Source organism: Pseudomonas sp. L5B5, assembly GCF_020520285.1.
In the GTDB taxonomy this organism is placed as follows: Bacteria; Pseudomonadota; Gammaproteobacteria; order Pseudomonadales; family Pseudomonadaceae; genus Aquipseudomonas.
On the sequence record NZ_CP084742.1, the window covers coordinates 1,127,185 to 1,147,821 of the forward strand.

Annotated in this window: 18 protein-coding genes and 1 pseudogene; 13 read left to right on the forward strand and 6 right to left on the reverse strand. The window is 55.6% G+C overall.

Going from position 1 to position 20,637, the window contains the following annotated elements; translation table 11 throughout:
• The first annotated feature begins 272 nt into the window (after positions 1-272).
• The 5 genes and pseudogenes from LGQ10_RS05200 (at position 273) to LGQ10_RS05220 (ending at position 3,986) form a co-directional block, all read left to right on the forward strand.
• Complete coding sequence (locus LGQ10_RS05200) at positions 273-710, forward strand: hypothetical protein (protein ID WP_174395348.1); 438 nt, start codon at positions 273-275, stop codon at positions 708-710.
• 662 nt (positions 711-1,372) lie between these two features.
• Positions 1,373-1,658: pseudogene (locus tag LGQ10_RS05205) on the forward strand (DUF6124 family protein).
• Positions 1,659-1,749: 91 nt separating this feature from the next.
• Positions 1,750-2,040 carry a type II toxin-antitoxin system ParD family antitoxin gene (locus LGQ10_RS05210; protein ID WP_027616368.1) on the forward strand — a complete coding sequence of 97 codons (291 nt, stop codon included), beginning with the start codon at positions 1,750-1,752 and terminating at the stop codon, positions 2,038-2,040.
• A 2-nt stretch (positions 2,041-2,042) separates the two neighbouring features.
• On the forward strand, positions 2,043-2,399 hold the full coding sequence (locus LGQ10_RS05215; protein ID WP_053139068.1) for a type II toxin-antitoxin system RelE/ParE family toxin: 357 nt from the start codon (positions 2,043-2,045) through the stop codon (positions 2,397-2,399).
• A 1,206-nt stretch (positions 2,400-3,605) separates the two neighbouring features.
• Complete coding sequence (locus LGQ10_RS05220; protein WP_226524846.1) at positions 3,606-3,986, forward strand: hypothetical protein; 381 nt, start codon at positions 3,606-3,608, stop codon at positions 3,984-3,986.
• 46 nt (positions 3,987-4,032) lie between these two features.
• Here the strand turns inward: LGQ10_RS05220 and LGQ10_RS05225 are convergent, their stop codons facing one another.
• Positions 4,033-5,133 carry a DUF4062 domain-containing protein gene (locus LGQ10_RS05225; protein WP_226524847.1) on the reverse strand — a complete coding sequence of 367 codons (1,101 nt, stop codon included), beginning with the start codon at positions 5,131-5,133 and terminating at the stop codon, positions 4,033-4,035.
• A 127-nt stretch (positions 5,134-5,260) separates the two neighbouring features.
• On the opposite strand from LGQ10_RS05225, the gene LGQ10_RS05230 reads away from it, so the two are divergent.
• Both LGQ10_RS05230 and LGQ10_RS05235 read left to right on the forward strand, forming a co-directional pair.
• A complete protein-coding gene (locus LGQ10_RS05230) occupies positions 5,261-5,881 on the forward strand; it encodes a hypothetical protein (protein ID WP_005737903.1) in 621 nt (206 codons plus the stop codon).
• The gene (locus tag LGQ10_RS05235) at positions 5,874-6,992 is read left to right on the forward strand and encodes an XRE family transcriptional regulator (RefSeq protein ID WP_074909455.1); all 1,119 of its coding nucleotides are present in this window, start codon (positions 5,874-5,876) and stop codon (positions 6,990-6,992) included. Before LGQ10_RS05230 ends, LGQ10_RS05235 begins: the two co-directional genes overlap by 8 nt.
• A gap of 50 nt (positions 6,993-7,042) precedes the next feature.
• Here LGQ10_RS05235 and LGQ10_RS05240 read toward each other — a convergent pair whose 3' ends face one another.
• The 4 genes from LGQ10_RS05240 to LGQ10_RS05255 form a co-directional block, all read right to left on the reverse strand.
• A complete protein-coding gene (locus LGQ10_RS05240; RefSeq protein ID WP_226524848.1) occupies positions 7,043-8,257 on the reverse strand; it encodes a HEPN-associated N-terminal domain-containing protein in 1,215 nt (404 codons plus the stop codon).
• A gap of 103 nt (positions 8,258-8,360) precedes the next feature.
• A complete protein-coding gene (locus LGQ10_RS05245; RefSeq protein WP_226524849.1) occupies positions 8,361-9,041 on the reverse strand; it encodes a hypothetical protein in 681 nt (226 codons plus the stop codon).
• Positions 9,028-9,987, reverse strand: coding sequence for a hypothetical protein (locus tag LGQ10_RS05250; RefSeq protein ID WP_226524850.1), 960 nt, complete (start codon positions 9,985-9,987; stop codon positions 9,028-9,030). Before LGQ10_RS05250 ends, LGQ10_RS05245 begins: the two co-directional genes overlap by 14 nt.
• Before the next feature lie 14 nt (positions 9,988-10,001).
• The gene (locus tag LGQ10_RS05255; protein WP_226524851.1) at positions 10,002-10,397 is read right to left on the reverse strand and encodes a hypothetical protein; all 396 of its coding nucleotides are present in this window, start codon (positions 10,395-10,397) and stop codon (positions 10,002-10,004) included.
• A 598-nt stretch (positions 10,398-10,995) separates the two neighbouring features.
• Here LGQ10_RS05255 and LGQ10_RS05260 point away from each other — a divergent pair.
• Both LGQ10_RS05260 and LGQ10_RS05265 read left to right on the forward strand, forming a co-directional pair.
• On the forward strand, positions 10,996-13,980 hold the full coding sequence (locus tag LGQ10_RS05260) for a TrlF family AAA-like ATPase (protein ID WP_413247606.1): 2,985 nt from the start codon (positions 10,996-10,998) through the stop codon (positions 13,978-13,980).
• 153 nt (positions 13,981-14,133) lie between these two features.
• Positions 14,134-15,735 carry a hypothetical protein gene (locus tag LGQ10_RS05265; RefSeq protein WP_226524853.1) on the forward strand — a complete coding sequence of 534 codons (1,602 nt, stop codon included), beginning with the start codon at positions 14,134-14,136 and terminating at the stop codon, positions 15,733-15,735.
• A gap of 72 nt (positions 15,736-15,807) precedes the next feature.
• Here LGQ10_RS05265 and LGQ10_RS05270 read toward each other — a convergent pair whose 3' ends face one another.
• The gene (locus LGQ10_RS05270; protein WP_226524854.1) at positions 15,808-16,899 is read right to left on the reverse strand and encodes a DUF3800 domain-containing protein; all 1,092 of its coding nucleotides are present in this window, start codon (positions 16,897-16,899) and stop codon (positions 15,808-15,810) included.
• A 246-nt stretch (positions 16,900-17,145) separates the two neighbouring features.
• On the opposite strand from LGQ10_RS05270, the gene LGQ10_RS05275 reads away from it, so the two are divergent.
• From LGQ10_RS05275 to LGQ10_RS05290, 4 genes are read left to right on the forward strand one after another with little or no spacing between them, the layout of a single operon-like run.
• The gene (locus LGQ10_RS05275; protein WP_226524855.1) at positions 17,146-18,582 is read left to right on the forward strand and encodes a hypothetical protein; all 1,437 of its coding nucleotides are present in this window, start codon (positions 17,146-17,148) and stop codon (positions 18,580-18,582) included.
• Positions 18,572-19,495 (forward strand): phage exclusion protein Lit family protein, encoded by a 924-nt coding sequence (locus LGQ10_RS05280; protein WP_226524856.1) that lies wholly within the window; start codon positions 18,572-18,574, stop codon positions 19,493-19,495. Before LGQ10_RS05275 ends, LGQ10_RS05280 begins: the two co-directional genes overlap by 11 nt.
• 18 nt (positions 19,496-19,513) lie before the next feature.
• The gene (locus LGQ10_RS05285) at positions 19,514-20,017 is read left to right on the forward strand and encodes a GIY-YIG nuclease family protein (protein WP_226524857.1); all 504 of its coding nucleotides are present in this window, start codon (positions 19,514-19,516) and stop codon (positions 20,015-20,017) included.
• A 3-nt stretch (positions 20,018-20,020) separates the two neighbouring features.
• On the forward strand, positions 20,021-20,539 hold the full coding sequence (locus LGQ10_RS05290; RefSeq protein WP_226524858.1) for a hypothetical protein: 519 nt from the start codon (positions 20,021-20,023) through the stop codon (positions 20,537-20,539).
• The last annotated feature ends 98 nt before the right edge of the window (positions 20,540-20,637 follow it).

Below are 20,637 nucleotides of genomic sequence, written 5' to 3' on the forward strand. Positions count from 1 at the left end.
TGGTCGGGTCCAAAGAAGTGATGCAAATGCTGGGTATCGCCGCTCATCCTTCATCGGATACGCCACCACGACTCGCAATGTCCCAAACCGATCAAGAACGGCCACGCAGGCCTATGGCTTCATAGCCAGCCAGTAGCGCCCAGAATCACAGCGCCGGGGTTGCTGGGAGAGCGCTACCTGGCACCGGCTAGGCTTCGTCAGGTTAGGTATGACTCTGTCCCTGCGTCCGCAGTACCGTGACTCGTCAATTGCACGGTCATCGGAGCATAAAGTTGCACGTTCTTGGCAAGCGCACCCAAACCGACACTGGTGGAGCTATCCAGCTTCGCCAGCCACCTGTTTTCAGGACATTTCTCCAATGCGACGGCCCACATCGGCTCAGGCGTGAACCCCATCTCGATGAGAGGCTCGGGACCGACTGCGCTCACAATCAAATTCTCGCCTTCACCGATGGCAGGTGCACGCTCAAGGCCGTCGTAAAGATTGCGATGCCAATCGGTGATGTGCTGCTGCCAACGTGCGAAGCTCCCACCGCCCTTCTAACGATACTCATCGCCCTCCAGCACAGCCAAACCATCGATCGAGTGCATGGCCAGGTAGACAGGGCAACCAGTGTTCAAGGCCTTGAAGCGCTGCGACGTATGGAACCCGCCGACCGAAATAAGCGCGGCCAGTTTTTCCAGGCTGTAGAAATCATTCCACGCGACTGATCACATCATAGCCGCTAATACCGAGGACTTCGCCCCGTTTGCCCATGCCGTTGCTGATGCTTGCCTGCTGATGTTACCCAACGGGGTCAAACACGCCTGAATCGGAGGCGGTGCTTCGGCCAGAAGCAGACGCTCGCAAGTATATTTGGGTGCCTGATCGTTCTACTTGGCGTTGCCTCAGGATATCGATGGCTGAAGGGAGCTACCATGGGCCTCGTAACCGACTAGGACAAATGAAATGCTCAGGCTTGCCTGGCTGGAAAGGCGCTGACCTGGCGCTATGCATACGTCCCCCCGACATCTCACGCCTGTAGGCGCGAGCTTGCTCGCGAAAACCCCAAACGATCACGCAACGCCTCAAGGCAAAATCCGATCCCCTCGCCGCACCTTGCTCCATTGCCTACGCCTGCCTCAGAATCAGCCGGCTTGTGCGCTGGGGTGGCCGTATCTAAGTTAGTTCGGTCGCTGAATTGTTCAGTGATCGGGTCTAGTAGCTCACCTTTAGACCTAACAAGTGACACGCTTCATCCATCAGACGCTCACGTCTGTTTTTAATCGTGACTATGCGTAGGGTGCCCTCGCACGCCCCGGGCTTGTTAGGTCCCACCGGTCTATAAACCTGCGTACAGCTACCGCCCCTATTGTTTAGTAACGATGGGAAAGTGGCCCAAGCAAGGAACTTAACCACGGCTAACGATTCAGCCACCCTCTTCATCGTCGCCCTCAACGCCAGCTACGACCCCCTCATCACCAACAGCTACGAAATCTTCACCAGCGTCAGCAAACTCCTGCTCGACCTGTCCGAAGACCTCAACGGCAAACACCGTGACATCTCCCTGGCCATCCACCAACTGAGCGAACTGGGGCGTACTCTTCACCGCTAATCTCCTCGACTGCGAAGCGCCGGCCCTGGCAGATGATCAGCCCTCCAACTCGCCAGCCCGATAAATCGCAGTGTGATTAGGATGACGCCAACACATAAACTGGCATAATATGCCAACGATCGAAAAAACATGCTTGCTCAGAGTTGGAGCTGATGATGGCGACGCGAAACGTTGTGCTTACCTCACACCAGGAACAGGTTATCCAAGACCTTGTGCAGTCTGGCCGTTATCAGAATGCCAGCGAAGTGATGCGGGAAGGTTTGCGACTATTGGAACAGCGTGTCGCCGAAGACACCGCCAAAATTGAGGCCCTGCGTCTGGCGACCTCTATCGGCATCATGGACCTTGAGCAAGGGCGCTTTACTCAGTTGAACGAACGGGGTCTGGAGCACTACCTCGAGGGCCTGAGCCTGGAGGCCACCCTCCCCGCGCGCGAGAAACGCTGAACATGCCGCAGTATCGGATTTCCAACGCGGCGCGGGCCGACATTGTCGACATCCTCAGGCTCTCCCAAGCGCAGTTCGGCGATCAAGCACGCCAGCGGTATCAGGCGCTGATCCTCGCGGCGCTGCGAGCGATCGCCGACACGCCTTATCGCATTGGCAGCTACGAACGCGATGAGCTGGCACCGGGCCTTCGCAGCTATCACCTCATCTATTCACGACAGCAGGCCAAACAGCCCCATGGGGCGGTCAAGAGTCCTCGCCATATCGTGTTTTATCGTGTAGCAAGCGCCGACGTGATCGAGGTCGTCCGACTTCTTCATGACGCCATGGAAGGGCAACTGCACCTGCCCAACGACTGATCGCCAACCGAGCTCAAAGGCTTAGCTGGCAATGAACAGCGAAGGTAAGGCGCCCGCATCTATATGCAACCTGAGCGCCCTCGCTGCCATCCGGCTCCGTGCCCCGTTGAAGCGAGAAGTGCTGGGGCCGACCGGACTATTGAGACCCATGATCAGAGGCACGATGCTCAGCGTTGCGTACCACGTTGAATGCTGAACAACCGCTTCCTAGGCGTTTTCCGTGGCCAAGCGCCTAGCATTCCCCTCCAGCTGCCGGTGCACACGCGGATCGATCTCCCTGGCGACCAGCGCCATTGCAACATCTCGCAGAGCATGAGCATCTCACGATAACAATTTCAGGACAGGTGCTGAAAGACAGCCCGGACAACTCCAATTAAGGATATCGATTCATCTAACGACCAAGAATTTGCCAGATTCGGGTTGGTCATCCAGTATACGGAGGCGCACTGAATACCAGCCACGGATAGCCAGATCCATGTCAGAAATCGCCATTCGCGATCGCTCGTACACCCTGTGCAATTGGGGGCATAACTGGGGGCATAATTCTATTTTTTCAATCTGAAAGTACTGTTCTAGAGCTATGTCAAAATGTTTTTTGGCGATCCTGAAAGTCTCTAGGCGTCGCTGGGCAGGCTGTGCGGCTGATCATTTCTGCCTTTTCATAGACCATGGAGATCCATCCACCTCCAGTGCATTGCTACATTGGGGGCATATCTGAGGGCATGCTTTGGATGGTTCGAAAAGGATGCCCCCAGCCTAAGGCTCAACAATCTTCTTCTCGAAAAATCACCTGCGACAGTTCCCTATCGCCGTTGAATGCTATCGGATCACCTCAGCTCAAATACGCAGAGTGCTCATTGCCGTTGGAGCAGTCTGAGCGCTTGCTGGGTTGATGTCGCAGTGGCTGACACAGGCATCGCTTGCAGGACAACCGTCGCCCCACGATCACGCCGGTTTTCAAAAGCCCGTAAGGGCCCTTCTACCCCCGAAGATTGAAAATCCAAACGACCAACAAGTACTAACTCAATAGCAATCATTCATAGGTTGGGGCGATCTGAAATCGGCGTTGAGGTACGTGGAGCCCGCACAGCAGTTCGGCGGGCTAGCCAAGAAATTGGAAGGTTCCGCTTAACCTCTTGAGCTTCCTGGCGTTCCAACCATTTTTCATCTATGAAATGAGTACCGTAGGCAAACCAAGGAAGTGGTATGGAACTGGTTACCGTTGCATGCATCGTGCTCAATCGTATTGGCTCTGCCAACTCAGCAGGATTCGGCTTCGGAAGGCATCGCAGGCAGCAGTTTTTCACCGAAGTGATTGACGACGAAGTGGACACTCTCCGCCAGAAAGTGATTGAGGTTGCAGAGGCAAATGGAGAGAGGGAGGGAGCACTTCACAACCTGACGCGCGCCCAAAACCTAGGCTTTCCACCCGGCCAGATAGTGTTCGACGTCCAAGGAATATCCACTCAATACAGTGACCCCTACGCCGCTTGTGTTGTTTTCCCCGCCCTCAAGGTGGCTGGCCGTTTCTTCAAACTTGAAGAGGTGGCTGAGAGCGGGATGATCCTTCATATTTCTTCCAGCTAAGTACGCGAGGCGCGCCTGGCAGCCCTATGCCAGGCGCAAAGACAGACTATGACGACAGTTTACGCTTGAACTTGAACATCACGTCATCAAGCCATCGCCCATAAGCCGCAGGGGTAGCTGGGACGAGCAGCCGGCGTTCCTCCACCTCTTGCTCCGACCGGTGCGACATAGTGAAACTGCTGGTGGCAACCGCAGGCGGCTCAGCAAATACCTTGTATGAAACGCCATAGAGAGACAGTTGAAACCACCCTCCTCGGCCCTGGCAAAGAATCTCATGCGCAGCCTCTGCCAAGCGTCTCACTTGAGTTGGCGATATGTAGTACCCGTCAAAGTGGTTAGACGTGCGGACTGGGTTTGCCAAGGACATCGACAACCAGGACAGTCCACGATCGTGATGCCGCCAAATCAAGCCCGGAGCATCAATTCCAGTAAGCTCATCCCTGTCGAAGTCCACATAGCCGGCTTTGACCGTGCTGAGTCCAGCTTGGCAAAACTTCAAGAAATACGATTCATGCTCCGCGTGGATGGCACGCAGACTGCCAGGGCTAGCAGGCTGAGGGAGGAAGGCCAGCTCGATCCGTGTTTCGTGGTCTCTGCCACCCCACCGACCGGTGGCGTTCCGAATCTGAAGTTGTTTCTCAAATTCCTCCTCACTAACTGCACTTCGGTTCGTATTCAGCTGGTTTAATGCCCGGACGATACCATCCGAAAGCTCCTGCTCATTGGCGAATGTCGCGCGGAAAAGGCCGTCGACATAATCCGATACTTCCCAGCGAAACTCCTGCTGAGGCCCCTCCACGTCCACATCGTGCAGGAACGCGAGGATGGGCTTGTCTGCAGCACGAGCGCGCCGGAACTCTTGCTGTGTCACTGACTCCCCAGATGCAGTTCTGAATCCGAAATCTGCACCTAGCACCAGCACCACCACATCTGCCTGCTCGACCTCAGTCATGCAAGCTTCTTGAGAGGAATAAGGCCGCGCCCCAAAATCCTCGCACATCACTGGCACATGCCCCAGCAGCGTGACAGCTTTCTTGGCTGCCGCCCGATAGCTCTCAAAGTTTCGAACGACAGAGCTGATGAAAACGTTCATAAAACCCCCAATCACCCCAAGATTCGCCAAGCTCGCATGAGTTTGAGCAGCCAAAGCGCACGCCTTGTTAGCATGGCTACTGATCACTCTGACCACTATGCCAGAGGTTGACATTCTCAGAATTATGCACAAAAATCCCGGTTGACACTACAGATTATTTGCACGCTTTTCGGAGAAATGCATGCCTGATTACCAGCATCCAAGCGAGCTTGAGCCGAAGCTCAGCCGCGCTCACCTTGATGTCGTCTGCAACAACCTCTTGGATGCTGCTTACAAGGCGCTCGAGGCTACCTCCACTGACGATGACACTAACTGGACTCGAGGGATCTTCCCTTACGGTCGCATTCATGGCCGCTTCAAGCGTTTACATCTCCAGGGTGACCTCCCTTGGTTCAAGCTCGTCAACAACACGCTGGATTTCACGGTCAGCATTGATGGGGTTTTGATGCAGGTGGTCACGGATGATCCCGACACTCGCAAAAAAGGCTATCGAGTGGAGAAGAACGTCGTTGAGCTTTACCACGACAGCCTTCTAGGGCCGGCTACTGACGGGAACGTAACGTGGCGGCTGTACGTAGACAGCGATCGAAATCCAGATGGCCCGACTCTCACCGTGTCTGTCCTGGGCTTCGACACCAACCGAAATGTCGTTAGCAAGTGGACACATAACTACGAACCTCTGGTTTCTGTCCGCGTCACCGAGCTTTCCCCTATTGTTGAAATTGATGATTCTCTGCCAGTTCGTCGCGATAAGGACGCTGCGCAGAAAGAAACGAAAGACGCTGACTTGAAAGATGAATGACACAACAGGCCTTCTGCCTCTGGGTGATGAGTTCTCACCCGACAAGCTCCGCCTTGCAAGGTGCGCCTCGGGGCGATCCCTTGCTGAAATCGGCGAGCTCCTTGGCGTGACCAGACAATACGCACACAAGCTTGAGATCAACTCAATTCCCAATCCTGGACAGTTGAAGCAGCTATGCGAAATCCTGAACGTCAAGGAGAGCTTCTTCTTCGTTCCGCGCAAAAGTGGTGTTGAGCTTGAACAATGCCACTTTCGTAGCGTGCGAGCCTCGACCCAAACGCTCAAGAAAACAATCGCAGCCCAAGTGGAGATCTTCGAGCTTCTCGTTGATGAGCTGGACAAGGAGGTAGCTTTTCCCTCCGTCGATTTCCATGCCATCGAGGAGCCAGTCACCGGTGCCGGAAAAATTGAACAGGTGGCCGAGCGTTTTAGGAGAGAGCAAGGAATAGGTTTGGGCCCACTTTCGAGCGTTACCAAGCTTGCGGAAAAGATTGGGGTGCTCGTCGTCAACCTGGCGGACGCGGACGATCGCGTTGACGCCTTTTCATTGTTCAACAAACGTCCATTGATCGTCCGGAATACCTCAAAGGTGAACCCTGGACGGCAGCGCTTCGATCTGGCCCACGAGCTAGGTCATCTTGTGATGCATCAAGGGGTGGAAACCGGCTGCCGGGAAACGGAAGAGCAAGCTAATCAATTCGCCAGCGCTTTACTCATGCCAAGGGCTAGCTTCGCCGCTGAGTTCCCAGCAATGCGAGGTAAGTATCTCAACTGGCCAGCGCTGAAAGACTTGAAGCTTCGCTGGAAGGTGAGTTTCAAGGCGCTGATTTATCGTGCACGGGCTTTGGATCTTCTCACCGCTGACCAAGCCAAGAGCGGCTTCACTTATCTCGCTCGGAAAGGGTTTACTAAGCACGAGGAGTTCGACGAGCTCATCCCAATGGAGTCTCCCCTGCTTGTGCAACGAGCAATCGATCTCCTGGATTTTTCTACTTGGAGCCGGGTTCTCGCAGGGGCTGGACTGACCAGTCAGATGGTCGAGAACCAGTTCATGCTCAAGGTGCCTGCTTCTCCGTTGAGGCTTATAAAGACTGGCGATTCCCAGGGGTAATCCCAAGCCACTCAACAGATGCCCTGCTTCCCCAGGGCATCTGCAGATAGTCAGAAGATCTCATCGTCATCTTCGCCCGCCGCGAAGTCGGCCAGATCAACGTCGAATGCTCTGTCGAGCCGCAACAGCGTTCGATCACTAGACGTATCGCCAGCGTCGATACAGCCTGAAGCATCAGCAAAAATAACGATCGCCTTGTTCCCAGTCTTCGAGCTCGGGTAGATGATCCCATCAATTTGATGATCGTCATCGGTACGGTAGACGTGCCTGAAATACTCGGTCACCACCTGGGTCGGAACATAGTCCGCGTGAGCTCGATCGCTTCGCTCGATCGGTTTGGTGAAATCCTCGACGAAGTCACACATGAAGCTGAAGTATGGCCTTAGCGTTTGCAGTTCAGGATCGAAAAGGCTCGGCACATAAAACGAGCGGGACAGATCAACCACTCGCAGATCCCTGATAGGCGAAAACTCGCCGGTGGCTGCCTTCTTAAGGGCTCCCTCAGCAGGATCGTAGGTTTCACGAATGGCGGTGTCTTGATCGAACGCCCCATAGAACATAGGGATTCCCACGGGGCTCATCCGGTTCGGCATGTTCGCATGCGCGGCTGGTGGCGGCCCAAGCTCACTAGCTCGGCTGAGGTGAACCTCAGGATCGACGATGCGAACGCGGAAGATTGACTGTCCTGTAGGCACTGTATCAATTAGGTCGAGCTTTTTCGCCACGCTCCCCAGCGTTTCAAGAATGTCGACCGGGTTCATCTCATCGTGCTGATCAGCCGCATATGAGGTGTTCACAGCTTTGTAAAACACGAATCGTGCTGTGTGAATGATGAAATGACTGAAGCTCTGCCATCCGTAGACCAGCGTTCGATCTATGGGTAACGAATACGGATCTCTCTCGCACCATGCCACGTCGTGTATGGATCCGGCGATAGTGTCGAACACTTCTTCCGAACACTCGGGGCCGTGGTAGTAGAGAAGCTCCCAAGTGCCGCATACGCGGCCCTGCCAGCCTCCTTCACGGGTTTCGTAAGCGAGCCCCTCATTCGTAGCTTCGCCCCACTCTATTGAGAGGCTGTTGAAAACGTGCTCAATCACGTCATTCATGTCAGCGACGCGTCGGCTTCCATCGCAATAGCTGCAGATTCCTCTCACCGAATTATCCTTGATGAAAGCTTTGAGGCCGTCATCTTCGACGCAGCGTAAGCACACGAACGTGTCCTCGAATCGCGAGAAACCTCGCTCCATGTCCTCTTCCATCATTCTCTTGACTCCGCCCATAGCAACGCCTCAGATGCATGCTCAAACATCTCAAAAGTACTGGATACGTAGCATCTTCAGAGATAGATCGTTCGGATTCGTACCGTCATGAGTAGCACATGATCAATGGAACTGGGACGGGAGCCTCGATCAACCTGGCGCTTTTCTCGACTACCCACGCGCCAAACGGCCACATCACCTGAAGCACAAGGAGAATAGTGAAGGTCAAAAAGGCCCGAAGCAGATACTCATGGGTCATTTTGATGCCGGTCACTTTTTCGTTGACTAGCGAGTAGTTATGCAGAACGGCGCGGGCGAGCTGTTTAGCTAAGCCCGCTTTAGGCGAGCTTTCTTTCCAGGTATTGGCTAGCTCTCCTGGGCCAAGCTGAGCGAACCCTGCGACTTTCAACGTTCTGAATGCCCACGCCCCTGCGCGTAGCAGAAAGGCTACTGCCAATCCGAACAGGACGAGACCAATGCAGCCTAGCCATTTGCTCGACTTGTCGCTCCACAGAGCGGGCAGCAGTGAGACTAGGACGGGTATCAGCGCCGTAATGGCGGCTAGGTAGATACCGGCTTTCGCGTCAGCTCCCTTCCGGCGGTCAACCTCTGCATCGAAAAGACGGCGTGACTCGTCCAACACCACGTCGCTGTCTGTCGACCAATCCCCCGCCTGAACAGACGCAGCAATGCCCTGCTTCCATTCCACATCTTCAGCCTGCTGAGTAGGCGACAACGGGATGAGGGTCGGCCATACCCAATGAAGCCAGTCTTTAAGTTTGAGCAATGGCGTTCACCGTCAGCTCGTCTACGATTGCAGCAGCGATTGGGTAACCCGTGAGATTCTCGATCCAGGCCCACTGCCCGTTCGGATTTATCTCCAAGAACCACAATTTGCCCGATTGATCGCAAACCAAATCGATTGCCCCGTAACGAAGACCTAGGCGCTGGACGAGATTCACGCACTGACGTTCAACGCGTCGATCAAGAACAATCTTTTCGTGGCGAAGATCAGGACGACTGCCCTTGCGCCAGTCAGTTATCGTTTCCTCGTTATCTTGTGACCAGATCGCCGTCGCAAAAACCCGCTCGCCCACGACGGTCACTCGGACATCGTATTGCTTCAAGATCTCTGATTGCACAATGAAGGGGGTCAGCCTGATGGCTTCCGCCTGTTCATCCTCAATCTCAGCGAGTCGAGAGGTGAAGATGACTCGCTCCGTTTCGCCTGCTAACACCGCTTGTCGAAGAGGCTTGCCAATGGCCTGGCCACGAGCAGAGATAGCCCTAGCGCATAAGATGTCGTTCGTCACAAATGCCTGTGGTACATGGAAGCCGATCTCCTGCGCGAGAAGGAGCTGCATCGGCTTGTCCTCAGCCATGAAGATCTTGGTGGGAGAGTTCAGCCACCGGCCTTCTAAACGGGAGTAAAGGCTTTTGAGGAAGCTACTCCACTCCGCTTCGATGTAGGCCCGCTCTCCAGGATCCATTGCCGTGTCCGGTACAACTGGAGCTCCCGGCCTACGGAAATAAGCTCCTGTTATCGCTGCCCCGCGGACTACTACCCCGTCTAGCGAAATAGACCACGCGTCCCGGGGAAACCCTGCCATCGAGCACAACGCTTGGGGCAACTGTTCGGTATTCAGCCGAAAAAAAGGCTGGCCACGTCGACGGAGCTCACCAACCACGTAGTCCATCGTGATGTCACGACAATTTGTAACCAACAACAACATGAAGCGCTTCCAGTTCAGTCCGTGTAGTAACGAGCATCTAGCCCAAAGGTAGGATCACCATTGTCGTCCCGCTCCAGCTCGACATTAGTCTTGGTGATCAGCTCCAGGATGTGATTGGCACTGCATTGATCATCGCGCTCAGTCGCCGCATCGGTTTTGGTAACCAGCTGCAGCAGGTGATTGCTCGAGTCGAATCGATGCGGGGAGCCTGAATCAGCCGATTGGCCTCGGTAAGGACTGGGATCGTCGTCATCGCTTTCGACTCTCTGGTAGGTTTTGGTCAACAGCTCGACCTGCCAGCACGCCTCGTCATCCTGCTCAGCGTTGACCTTGGTCTTGGTCATCAGCTCATTCAGCGCCCCGTCAGCGATGATTGGAACTACTCCATCAGGAGCCTCAACGGCCCACATCTGGAGCTCCGGGGAATAGAAGCCCGGGATACTGTCCTCTCCTGTTCTAGGCGTCGCAAATCTCGATAGAAAGGGCGACGATTTCTGCAGAGCTCCCAAGCTGGCGTCTCCTGTGCCGGCGAGTCGCGAAAGGCGACAATGCCCGGACAATACCAGATTCATAGCAATCTGCTAGCAACAAAAGCCATCAGGATTTAGGATCTGGGGCAGCCGATAAACATCGCCATGAGAACATGAATCCGTTTGGCTATTTGTAACGGCGCGGAAAACGCCCGACAGAACCCAGACGTTGATATGCTTGAGGACGACACCCCCCACATGGAGGGACAGCTCAAGGGACGTACCGACCTCCTCATTCTGGAGCACCGTAAGCGAGGCCTAGAACTACTGATTTTCATCGGGAAGCGAAGTACGAATACCTCATCCCTCCTTCCAGAAGATCGGCTTAGTTCTTGGAGAGCCGGCATTGCTGTGCCTAGCTAAGTGCTCATCCCATCAGAAATCTTATAACGTGTTAGAAATACGTCTGCTTCGGTCACGCTGAGCAGGTCTTCAAAGATGGTCACAAGGACGGTCTATGGCCGCCAAGGATGAGCAAGTGATTGGTCGTGGGTCTGAATGGCGTCGCTGGGAACCGCACATCCATGCGCCGGGAACTGTCCTAAATAATCAGTTTGGCAGCGACTCCCCTTGGGATGTCTACCTCAAAAAACTTGAGACAGTCGCGCCGAAAATTGAGGCGCTGGCGGTGACTGACTATTACCTTACTGACACTTACGAAGAGGTGCTAAGGCAAAAGGCGGCTGGCCGTTTACAAGATGTGCAGCTCATTTTTCCCAATGTCGAATTGCGTTTAGATGTCGCTGCAAAGTCTGGCTTCGTCAATTTGCATCTCCTAGTCAGTCCTGAAGACCCGAACCACATCGCAGAACTGCACCGCATCCTTCAGCGCCTTCAGTTCCAGGCGCATGGCGATACCTTCAACTGCACCCGCCAAGATCTGATTTCGCTCGGGAAAAAAGCCGACACTAGCATTCTCGATGATCGTGCGGCGCTTTCGCACGGTGCCACGCAATTCAAGGTAAATTTTGACCAGCTTCGCCGCGTTATGCGAGAGAGCGATTGGGCGAAGACCAACATCCTCATCGCGGTTGCAGGCGCGACGGGCGACGGAACGTCGGGGTTGCGCCAAGCCGCAGACGCAACCATGCGTCAGGAGATCGAAAAGTTCGCCCACATCATCTTCTCAAGTAGTACGGCACAGCGCGAGTTCTGGTCTGGTCGTAAGGGCGTGACGCTCGACCAACTGAAGGAGCGATATGGCGGTTGCAAGCCCTGCCTCCACGGCAGCGACGCCCACGACCAGAAAACCGTAGGCCAGCCGGTTGAAGAGCGTTATTCGTGGATCAAGGGTGGTCTAGAGTTCGATGCCCTCCGCCAGGCTTGTATCGACCCCGAAGGTCGGGCTTATGTCGGCAGCGAATCGCCGTCCACGGCCATGCCTTCCCAAGTTATCTCGAACATAACTATTGGAGATGCCAGTTGGGCAGCAACTCCGGACATACCAGTTAATCCTGGGCTCGTCGCAATCATAGGCCCGCGCGGCTCAGGCAAGACCGCGCTTGCTGACATGATTGCCGCCGGCTGTGACGCAATCACGCCAGGCACTTGGAGTGCGAGCGCAAATATCAGCCCGTCATTTCTCGTCCGTGCCCGCCAGTTGCTTGGCCACGCGACTGCGACGCTGACATGGGGTGGAGGTGCTTCAGTCACACGCTTCCTCGACGGTCGCGATGCAAACGGTCATTTAGCCTTTCCCCGAGCGCGCTACTTGTCGCAGCAATTCGTAGAGGAGCTTTGCTCCTCTGCTGGCGTCTCCGATGGACTTATTGCGGAGATAGAGCGTGTGATCTTTGATGCCCACCCGCACGATGATCTTGACGGCGCTATCGACTTTGCCGAATTAAGGGATTTTCGCACCGCCCGTTTCCAGCAGGCCAGAGAACGGGAGGCTGAGGCAATCGCCGATTTATCCGAGCGCATTGCCACGGAGATTGAAAAGGAAGCTGCTGTCACAGGCCTAGCGCTGCAAGTCACGCAAAAGACCGGCCAGATCAAGAGTTACAACGAAGATCTCGCCAAGCTTGTCGTAAAGGGAACTGAGGCGCAGGCCATTCGCCACACCCAGCTCGGACAGGCCGTGCAGACGCTGCGCGGCACGATCCAGGCCTACGGCAATCAGCGCCGGACATTCGTTGCCCTGCAGGATGAGGTCGTCAGCACTCGCAATACCAAGGCCCCCGAGCTGCTTCGCCAAGCCAAGGAGCGGCATGTTCTCAGCGGCCTCAGTCAGGAGCAATGGGATGAATTCCTGCTGATCTATAAAGGCGATGTCGATACGAGTTTGACCAGCTATGTCACATGGTCCGATCAGCAAATCGCAGCGCTCACAGGTCCGGCCATTCCGGCCACTCCAACCAGCGACCCGAACACGCCGCTCTTCCCAGATACTACTGACCTCTCCAAATTAACCCTCAATACGCTGTTGGCTGAAATGGCCCGGCTGGAGGTCCTACTAAGCGCCGACAATATCATTCGCGGTCAGTACTCCACCCTGTCAAAGCGCATCGCCCAAGAGAACGCAGCGCTCATTACCCTTCAATCACGCCTAGCCGACGCTCAAGGAGCTGGCGCGCGTCGTAAGGAACTCCAAAGCGAGCGCGATGAGGCTTATGGCCGAGTATTTCAGGCGATCATCAATGAGCAGAATTCGCTCTCCGATCTTTATGGACCGCTGATGGCGCGCTTGAATGCGTCCACCGGCACACTTCGCAAGCTCGGGTTCTCGGTTCGCCGCGTCGTCGACGTTGCCACCTGGGGAGCTGTGGCTGAAGAAGACCTTCTCGACCGACGGAAGGCCGGGCCATTCCAAGGACGCGGTGCACTAATCGCTCTGGCGGACACAACCCTACGATCAGCATGGGAAACAGGGTCGGCTGCCGACGTACAGGCAGCGATGGCGAACTTCATTTCGCTATACATGCGCGACCTTCTGAGCCAGGCCCCCTTTGGCCAGAATCAACAAGCAGAGTTTCGTGGCTGGTTGAAGCAGTTCGCGCACTGGCTTTTCGCCACCGATCACATCTCGGTGCGATACGAAATAGTCTATGACGGAATGGATATCCGCAAACTGTCGCCTGGAACGCGGGGAATCGTACTTCTCCTTCTCTACTTGGCACTGGACGATGCTGACGATCGGCCACTCATCATCGATCAGCCAGAGGAGAACTTGGACCCCAAATCTGTGTTCGAGGAGTTGGTCGCCCTGTTTATCGCGGCCAAGGCCAAACGCCAGGTAATCATGGTCACGCACAATGCCAACCTCGTCATCAACACCGATGCGGACCAAATCATTGTCGCCGACGCCGGTCCGCATCCTGCTGGTGGTTTGCCCCCATTCAAATACACTTCTGGCGGCCTTGAGAACACTGCTATTCGCAAGGCGGTTTGCGACATTCTGGAGGGCGGCGAAGAGGCCTTCCGCGAACGCGCACGTCGATTGAGGGTTAGGCTGGATCGCTAACGGCTGCGGCATTGAGCTCTCGATGCGTAGATTGATTGTCCGATGTTTCGGAACAAACATCGGTTTTCCTCACCTTGATGCTGCGCACCGGTATGGACGCAAATTGCACCTGGGTGTGATCCCATCGACCAACGGAAGGATGCAACAGCTCCAATGACGGCCTCCGCTCCTATAGACACTACGGGCCTGCTCACCATATTGGGAGTCATCGCCGCGGTGTGGGCGCTCATCTCTCCCACTAACCGACTCCGGCTTCGCTTCTGCACGACCTGGGTGGATTGGGTCGTGGGTGGGTCAGTGCTTTGTCTTGTCCACTACTTGGTGTTCGCCCCGGCCTTGGTGCAACTTGGGCTGTACTACAGCTTGGGGCCTTGGAAATGGGGGCTCGACAGTTCCAGTGCGGTGTATCTGCTGCTGCTCTCGGTGGCGCTCTACTTCTTTTGGCGAACACGCTTTCCGACACTGGCCCGAGGGCGAGTTCACGTCTTTCGTGAGCTGATCGAAAATCTGCACCTGACGAAACGCTACGACGAGCTGGTGCTGCTGGTCGAACCCCAACTGCCGACACTCATTTCCCTGACCCAGCAACAGTCTTGGCTGGTGTGCTGGATCGAAAACCGGGGCAATTCCAAGAGTGAACTGGCTGCGCTCCTGCGTGGGGAAGCCCCTAAGTCCCCTTCAGCCTGGCGCAAACAGTGGCGCCGCGTGTTTCAAACATTGAAATCAAGATGCGCGGAGCGAGACCAGGCCAGCCTACATGCCCGGGAGATCCTGTTGAATCTGCTCACCTCACCTGACTTGATCGTTCACTTGGCACAGGCGCACCCACATTTCTGCCTAAAACTGCTGAAGACTGACGAAGCAATACGCTCCGACTTCATAGCGCATTACATCGAAGCATTGCTGGACGCGCCGGGAAGCCGTCTCTATGTCGAGCTGAAAAACAATCAAAATCTAAATGGTGGAAGCCGCTTGTATCTGCCGGAAAGCAATCGGTTACTTCGCTTTTTCTTCGCTGATGCAGCCAGGGCGGTGAAGAACGGCTTGGAGGCGGCAATAGGTGACTCAGTATGCCGCCGCTTGGATGAAGACCGGAATTTGGCCGAGAAGCTTAACCAGCCGCTGGGCTCCTACCAGCAGAGTGGGCGGTTTCGCTGTCCAATCAATTCCGGCATCACGCTCTTTGAGATCATGGTGCACGAAGGCATCCATCAGGGACTCCAAGACCATATGTGGCTGCACTACTTTGACGACTTCGCCGAAAAGATCCTCAAGCAAATGTCCGGGCCACCCGACGAAGATGCCTATCAGGAGTGGCCGACGCCCTTTCACTACATCCTCTATCGCCTCGTCAGCATCGCCACGGATTGGGCTGAGCAGTGCGCGCGGATGGATGACTCTGAAATCCCGCAGGCAACGCTTTCTGCCGGTAATTTTGATCGCCACTACATCTCCAAAGAAGCTACTAAGGTGCTTGGCGCAATGCTGCAAGACATCATTCCGAGTGAGAAGCTATCTGCTTCCTTCAAGACGTATCTGCTAGAAGTCGCCATTCGCAGCCATGTGCAACTCCAGAGCGATCCGAAGATGGCAGATGTTGCGGCGTCATTCCTGACCGCCGTGATCCAGGGGGCCAACTTGCCAACGAAGGTCGCCTACCGGCAAGAGCTTCGGAATGTATTCGGAAGTTTAGATCACGTTCTGAGGGGCAACGCATCTGCCTTCGAAACAGCGCTGGATGCCTCCCTGCCTTGACCCTCTACTGCGCTCAGGTGTCCGCCGCACGGGGGTGGGCCGTGATGGTGGATGACACCAGAGTTGAATCACTCATTCGGCATGTCGGACGTTGGCTGTAGCTACTACTTGATTGAGGCCATAGCCTCTTCGCTCATCGCCCTCGTCAATGAGTCGCATCATGGCCTCGCGCAGTTCGCTCGACACGGGTGTGCTGGCGTCCGTGTCGCGAAAGTAGCGCATCACGGTGCCCGCAACGATGTCGGCCAGCTGCACGCCGATGGCCTCATGCGATTGCGCAAACTCGATGCTGGCTTCTTCCTCGAACCGGTAGTCAGACTGCGGGGTGTAGGGCAGATCCACGGAGCGGCTCAGGTTTTCGGCCGTCATTTTTCCCTGGCGCAGAATGTTCTCCACCTCCAATTGCTGGTCGTGTACCAAGCGGATGCCGGCCAAGCGCTTGCTGTAATAGCGATTCATCCTGGCATAGATACTCGTAAATGACGTCAGGTTCGGCAACATCCAGACCTGTTTCGCATGTTTGTTGAGATCGGGGGGCGGAAGAAACCGCGACCAAGCCTCGCTACCGTTATCACGTTGCTCGCCGTATTCGGCTTCAGCCTCCTGCACCATGTGGGCAATGCCTTCCGCGATTTGCATGGCCGATCCGGTGTAGCCCAGATCTGTAGCCATGTCGCGCAGCACGGCGAATGAGGCGCGGAGCGTCGTGTCACCCGGCGCCAGGCACGAGGCGACGAATGTATCGAGGACGCGTTCGGACGCGTGAAAGTACAGGAAGTCTGCCACCGTGTTCTTGATGAAGTGGAGCTTTACCGACTCGGTATAGCCAAGGCATGCTGGCAAGAGTTGGAACGAGGTGATGCTGGTGCAGATAAAAAAACGCTTGTCGACCACCTCGATGAAAAGCGGAGCGCGCTGATCAAGCAATCCATGGATGACTTCGGCCGAAAATCTTGGCTTGGCTGTCAGCGACTTAGACTTGAGTTCGCCGGCAGAAATGCGGTGACGGCTTCGCAGCTCATTGATGCGATCGTCCCAGTCATGACCGTCCTCAAGACCAATGCCGGCCAGGGCAAAGTAGGGCTGGCCCTTGAAGTCGTAAGCATTGCCGCTGTTGATCATGTCCCCGCTGTGGCCGCTTTCATCAATATAGACGGTGGTCATTTTCTGTCCCTAAAATGATTCGCCTTTAGATATATAGCGCATTCTGAACGCGCGCTCGACCTAGTGTTAAGGATCGGGCGCGTCTGCGCCTTCCTTTGAGCTGGCGGCTTTGGGTGTCTTCCTGCCACCTCTGCAGAACGTCAATGTCCCGTTGCAGGGAAGAACGACTCTTTGATCAAAGTGCGCCAAAGTGCCTGCTGATCCGTTGATTCAACTGTCTTTGACCATGAGGTCGGTGCGCTGCCAATGCTAGAAATCTCCCCAATCAGCCAGCGCCAATTCGAGCTCTATGCCCTGTCGCTCGAACACGGTCCCAATTTCGACCCCGCGCATATTTTCAGTGCCTATCAGGCCGGAACTGGTGGCGTAACCGGCTGCATTCTTCTTGATCCGGACACAGGAGCTTTCACATATCTGGCCATGCGCCGCCGCATCGACCACTGTTGGATCAAAGTAGATGAAAGCGGGCCCTACTCCACACCCGAGGCTGCACTAGAGCGACTCACCGTCGCTATGCGTGCCAGTGATCCACCGGAACCATTGCCGCCAGGAGTCAGGCGTCGCCCGCATTTGCTGAAACCGGGGCCGCGTGGGACTTCTCCAGAGTTCCAGCTGCTGACAACCACGATCAACCATCTGCCGGCGCTCATGGCGGTCGGCGAATGCTACCTCGCGCTTCCCAACCCCGACGCCAATTTCGCCTCAGATTTTCAAACCAACAACTTCGCGTCCCGTCTGTTCGAGCTCTACCTTTTCAGCTGCTTTCGTGAGCAGGGTTTGAACGTCCGACAAGACCATGTCTCTCCCGACTTCTTGATCGAGAAGGAAGGTAACGCATGCTGGATTGAGGCAGTTACAGCAAACTCCGAGCTTCCACGCGCCGGCGGCATAGGGAAATGGGTTCATGCCCCAAAGGATCGCATTGAACGGCTCACAGGCAACCCGGCAGAACGATTCGCAAAGACGCTGCGCGGCAAGCTCCAGCGTAACTATCATGAACTGGGCCATGTAAAAGGACAGCCGTTCGCCTTAGCGATCGCCGACTTCCATGATTTCGGCTCCATGGTTTGGAGCCGCGAGGCTCTTCCCACCTACCTTTACGGCTTACGCGCGGACGTCACCGGAGATGGCACTGATCGTCGCTCGATTGGAGTGCCGATCTCAAATCTGACGGGCCAACACAGCATTCCTGCTGGGCTCTTCCGCGACCCAAATTTCGCACACCTCTCGGCCGTCATCTTCAGTAATTCTGCAACGCTTGCCAAATTCAACCGCATGGGTTTCTTGGCAGGATGGCGACCGCCCGGGCTGACGATGATCAGGCGCGGCATTCTCTTCGACCGAACTCCGGGCGCACTAGAGCCTATCGATTTCAACCTTGCCGTCGACAGTGCCGAATACCAAGCACTCTGGCCGTGGGGCGAAGCTTGGTGTCAGGAACTGGAAGTGTTTCACAACCCATTGGCAACACATCCCATCCCGTTTGATCTCATCCCCGGCGCGACCCACTGGTTTGAACGCGATGGCGACATCGAATGCAGCACGATTTGGGCGAACTCAGTCATCTCATCGGTCACTCATCTACAGATGGACGGCAAACCCGCTGTGACGAGCAAGCCGCGTGACCGTCGCCAACCACCTGCCCCCCACGAGCACAGAATAGACAACGACAATGACGAATGAGCCATCTGACCGGACGATCATCCTACATCTCCTCCGCGGCGCCGTGCCCGAGCGAGCCGATGAAATAAGCGGTCTTTGGAGCCAATACGGCCATGCCGTCGAGATCGCGCCAAGTAAAAAGGGCGTGACGATGAATGCCAACGAGAAACGTATCCAGTTCGACACTAAGACGATCGACTTGTTCTGGCTACTTGGTTTCAGCTCGTGGCGGGCCATCGAAGTGTACGCACCAGCCTTAGTTGTCGCGACATCCAACGGGTTACCGCTCGACCAAGCCCTCAGTGTCGATGAAGAACGCGGCCAATATGAATTCGACTACAAGCAGCGCATCGCCGCCGCCCAGTCGCTCATCACAGCCGAACAGACCTCAGACGTATCCTGGCCGATGGACATCCCCCTGCCGAGCGCCGACCGTGATGGCCTGGGCAACATTCAGCACATGGCGGCATTCGACCTTGTTGCGCTCGCCTTGGCCTTCGCCCTGCTACACGAATTCCAGCACGTAATGTTCTGCGCCGACAAACGCGCGCCCTCTACGCGACCTGAAGAGGAAATCGCCTGCGACACCTATGCCCGAACTTTCATGACAAGCGAGCTCGCCGCCTATGCGAAGGTACACGGACACGATTTCGCCCAGGTCCAGAACAAGCGCGCGATGGGCATCACGCTCGCCGCCGTTGTCGTTCATGCGATGACGCCGCCCCATGCACGTTGGGGCGATAGCGAATACCCACCGATCAACGAACGGCTGACAGCAATGATCCGTGGCTACACTTTGCCAGCCGATTCATCATTCTGGGCCTTCACGGCCTGTGTCCTAATCGCGCTAATGCGGCAGGAAAACCGTCCGCTCGACATTGTCGCCTACTCGAACAAAGAAATGGTCGAAATGCTGCTCGACCGGCTCGGTTGAAGGCCTAGGGGAAATAAGATGCCGGTCTATTTCATTGGTGAAGATGAAAACGGATGCTCTCCTATCAAGATCGGGGTCGCGAAGAACATCGAGGAGCGTAAGCGCAATCTCCAGACTGGTAACCCTCTTGATCTGAAACTGCTTGGATGGATCGAAGTAGCCGATGCCTTTCAGCTTGAACGCCAGCTTCATCAGCATTTCGAGTCGACCCATGTGCGCGGCGAGTGGTTCGCAATCGAGCCTGCAGAGATCTTGCCCATTCTCATGCGCGCTGGCCTAGACGGATTTGTCGCCAAGAACGCTGATGCGTTCCAGGTCATTGGCTATGACCGTGACGCTGTGCCGGAGTATCTTGGGGTATGGGAATGGGGCGACCTTGAGATCTATGAATGTTGCCCCTACTGCGGCTGCCTGTGCGGCATGCACTTTCAAGATGCATCACAGATGTACCACTGTCTGAACTGCGACACGCTAACGGACTTTTCGGACTTGGACCCACGCAACGAAGACTTGGACGACTGAGCCATGACTGACAAGGAACTTAGTGCAAGTGAACAATGGCTTGAAGCCCGAGCCCCCGGCTTTCGGCGCCTACCAGATCTTGATCGCCGCGTCATATTCGACTTCGCCTTTCTTTGGAGTCTTTTCGAGGCACAGATCATGGAGAACCACGCCCGGACTGATCGCATCCGCGATCGAATCGATGCCTGGACTTTGGACGGAACGCTAGGAGCTGAGCTCTACGAGGGGGAGCTTGCCTATTTTCGGAATCGTTACTATGCCGACGGTGAATTGACTCACCATTTCCCGCACTTGAAACTCCGGCCCTCAGACCACCTTGGTCTCGTTCAGGAGGTTGTTGAAGGGGTGAACGACACCCCACGCGACCGAATGTTAGCTCTCCTGATGATCGTCTGGCGCCTACGCAACAATCTCTTCCACGGCGAAAAATGGGCCTATGAGCTTCGCGATCAGCGCGAGAACTTCAGTCATGCGAACAGCGTTTTGATGCGAATACTCGAACGCCATGGCCGGCTCGGCTAACAGTCCAGCCGCCCTTGAAGACCGTTCCCTAGCCAAGTTGAACCGGTCCCTCGCGCTCGATCCAGGCTTCAGAATTCCCGAATGCGCAATGGGGAACC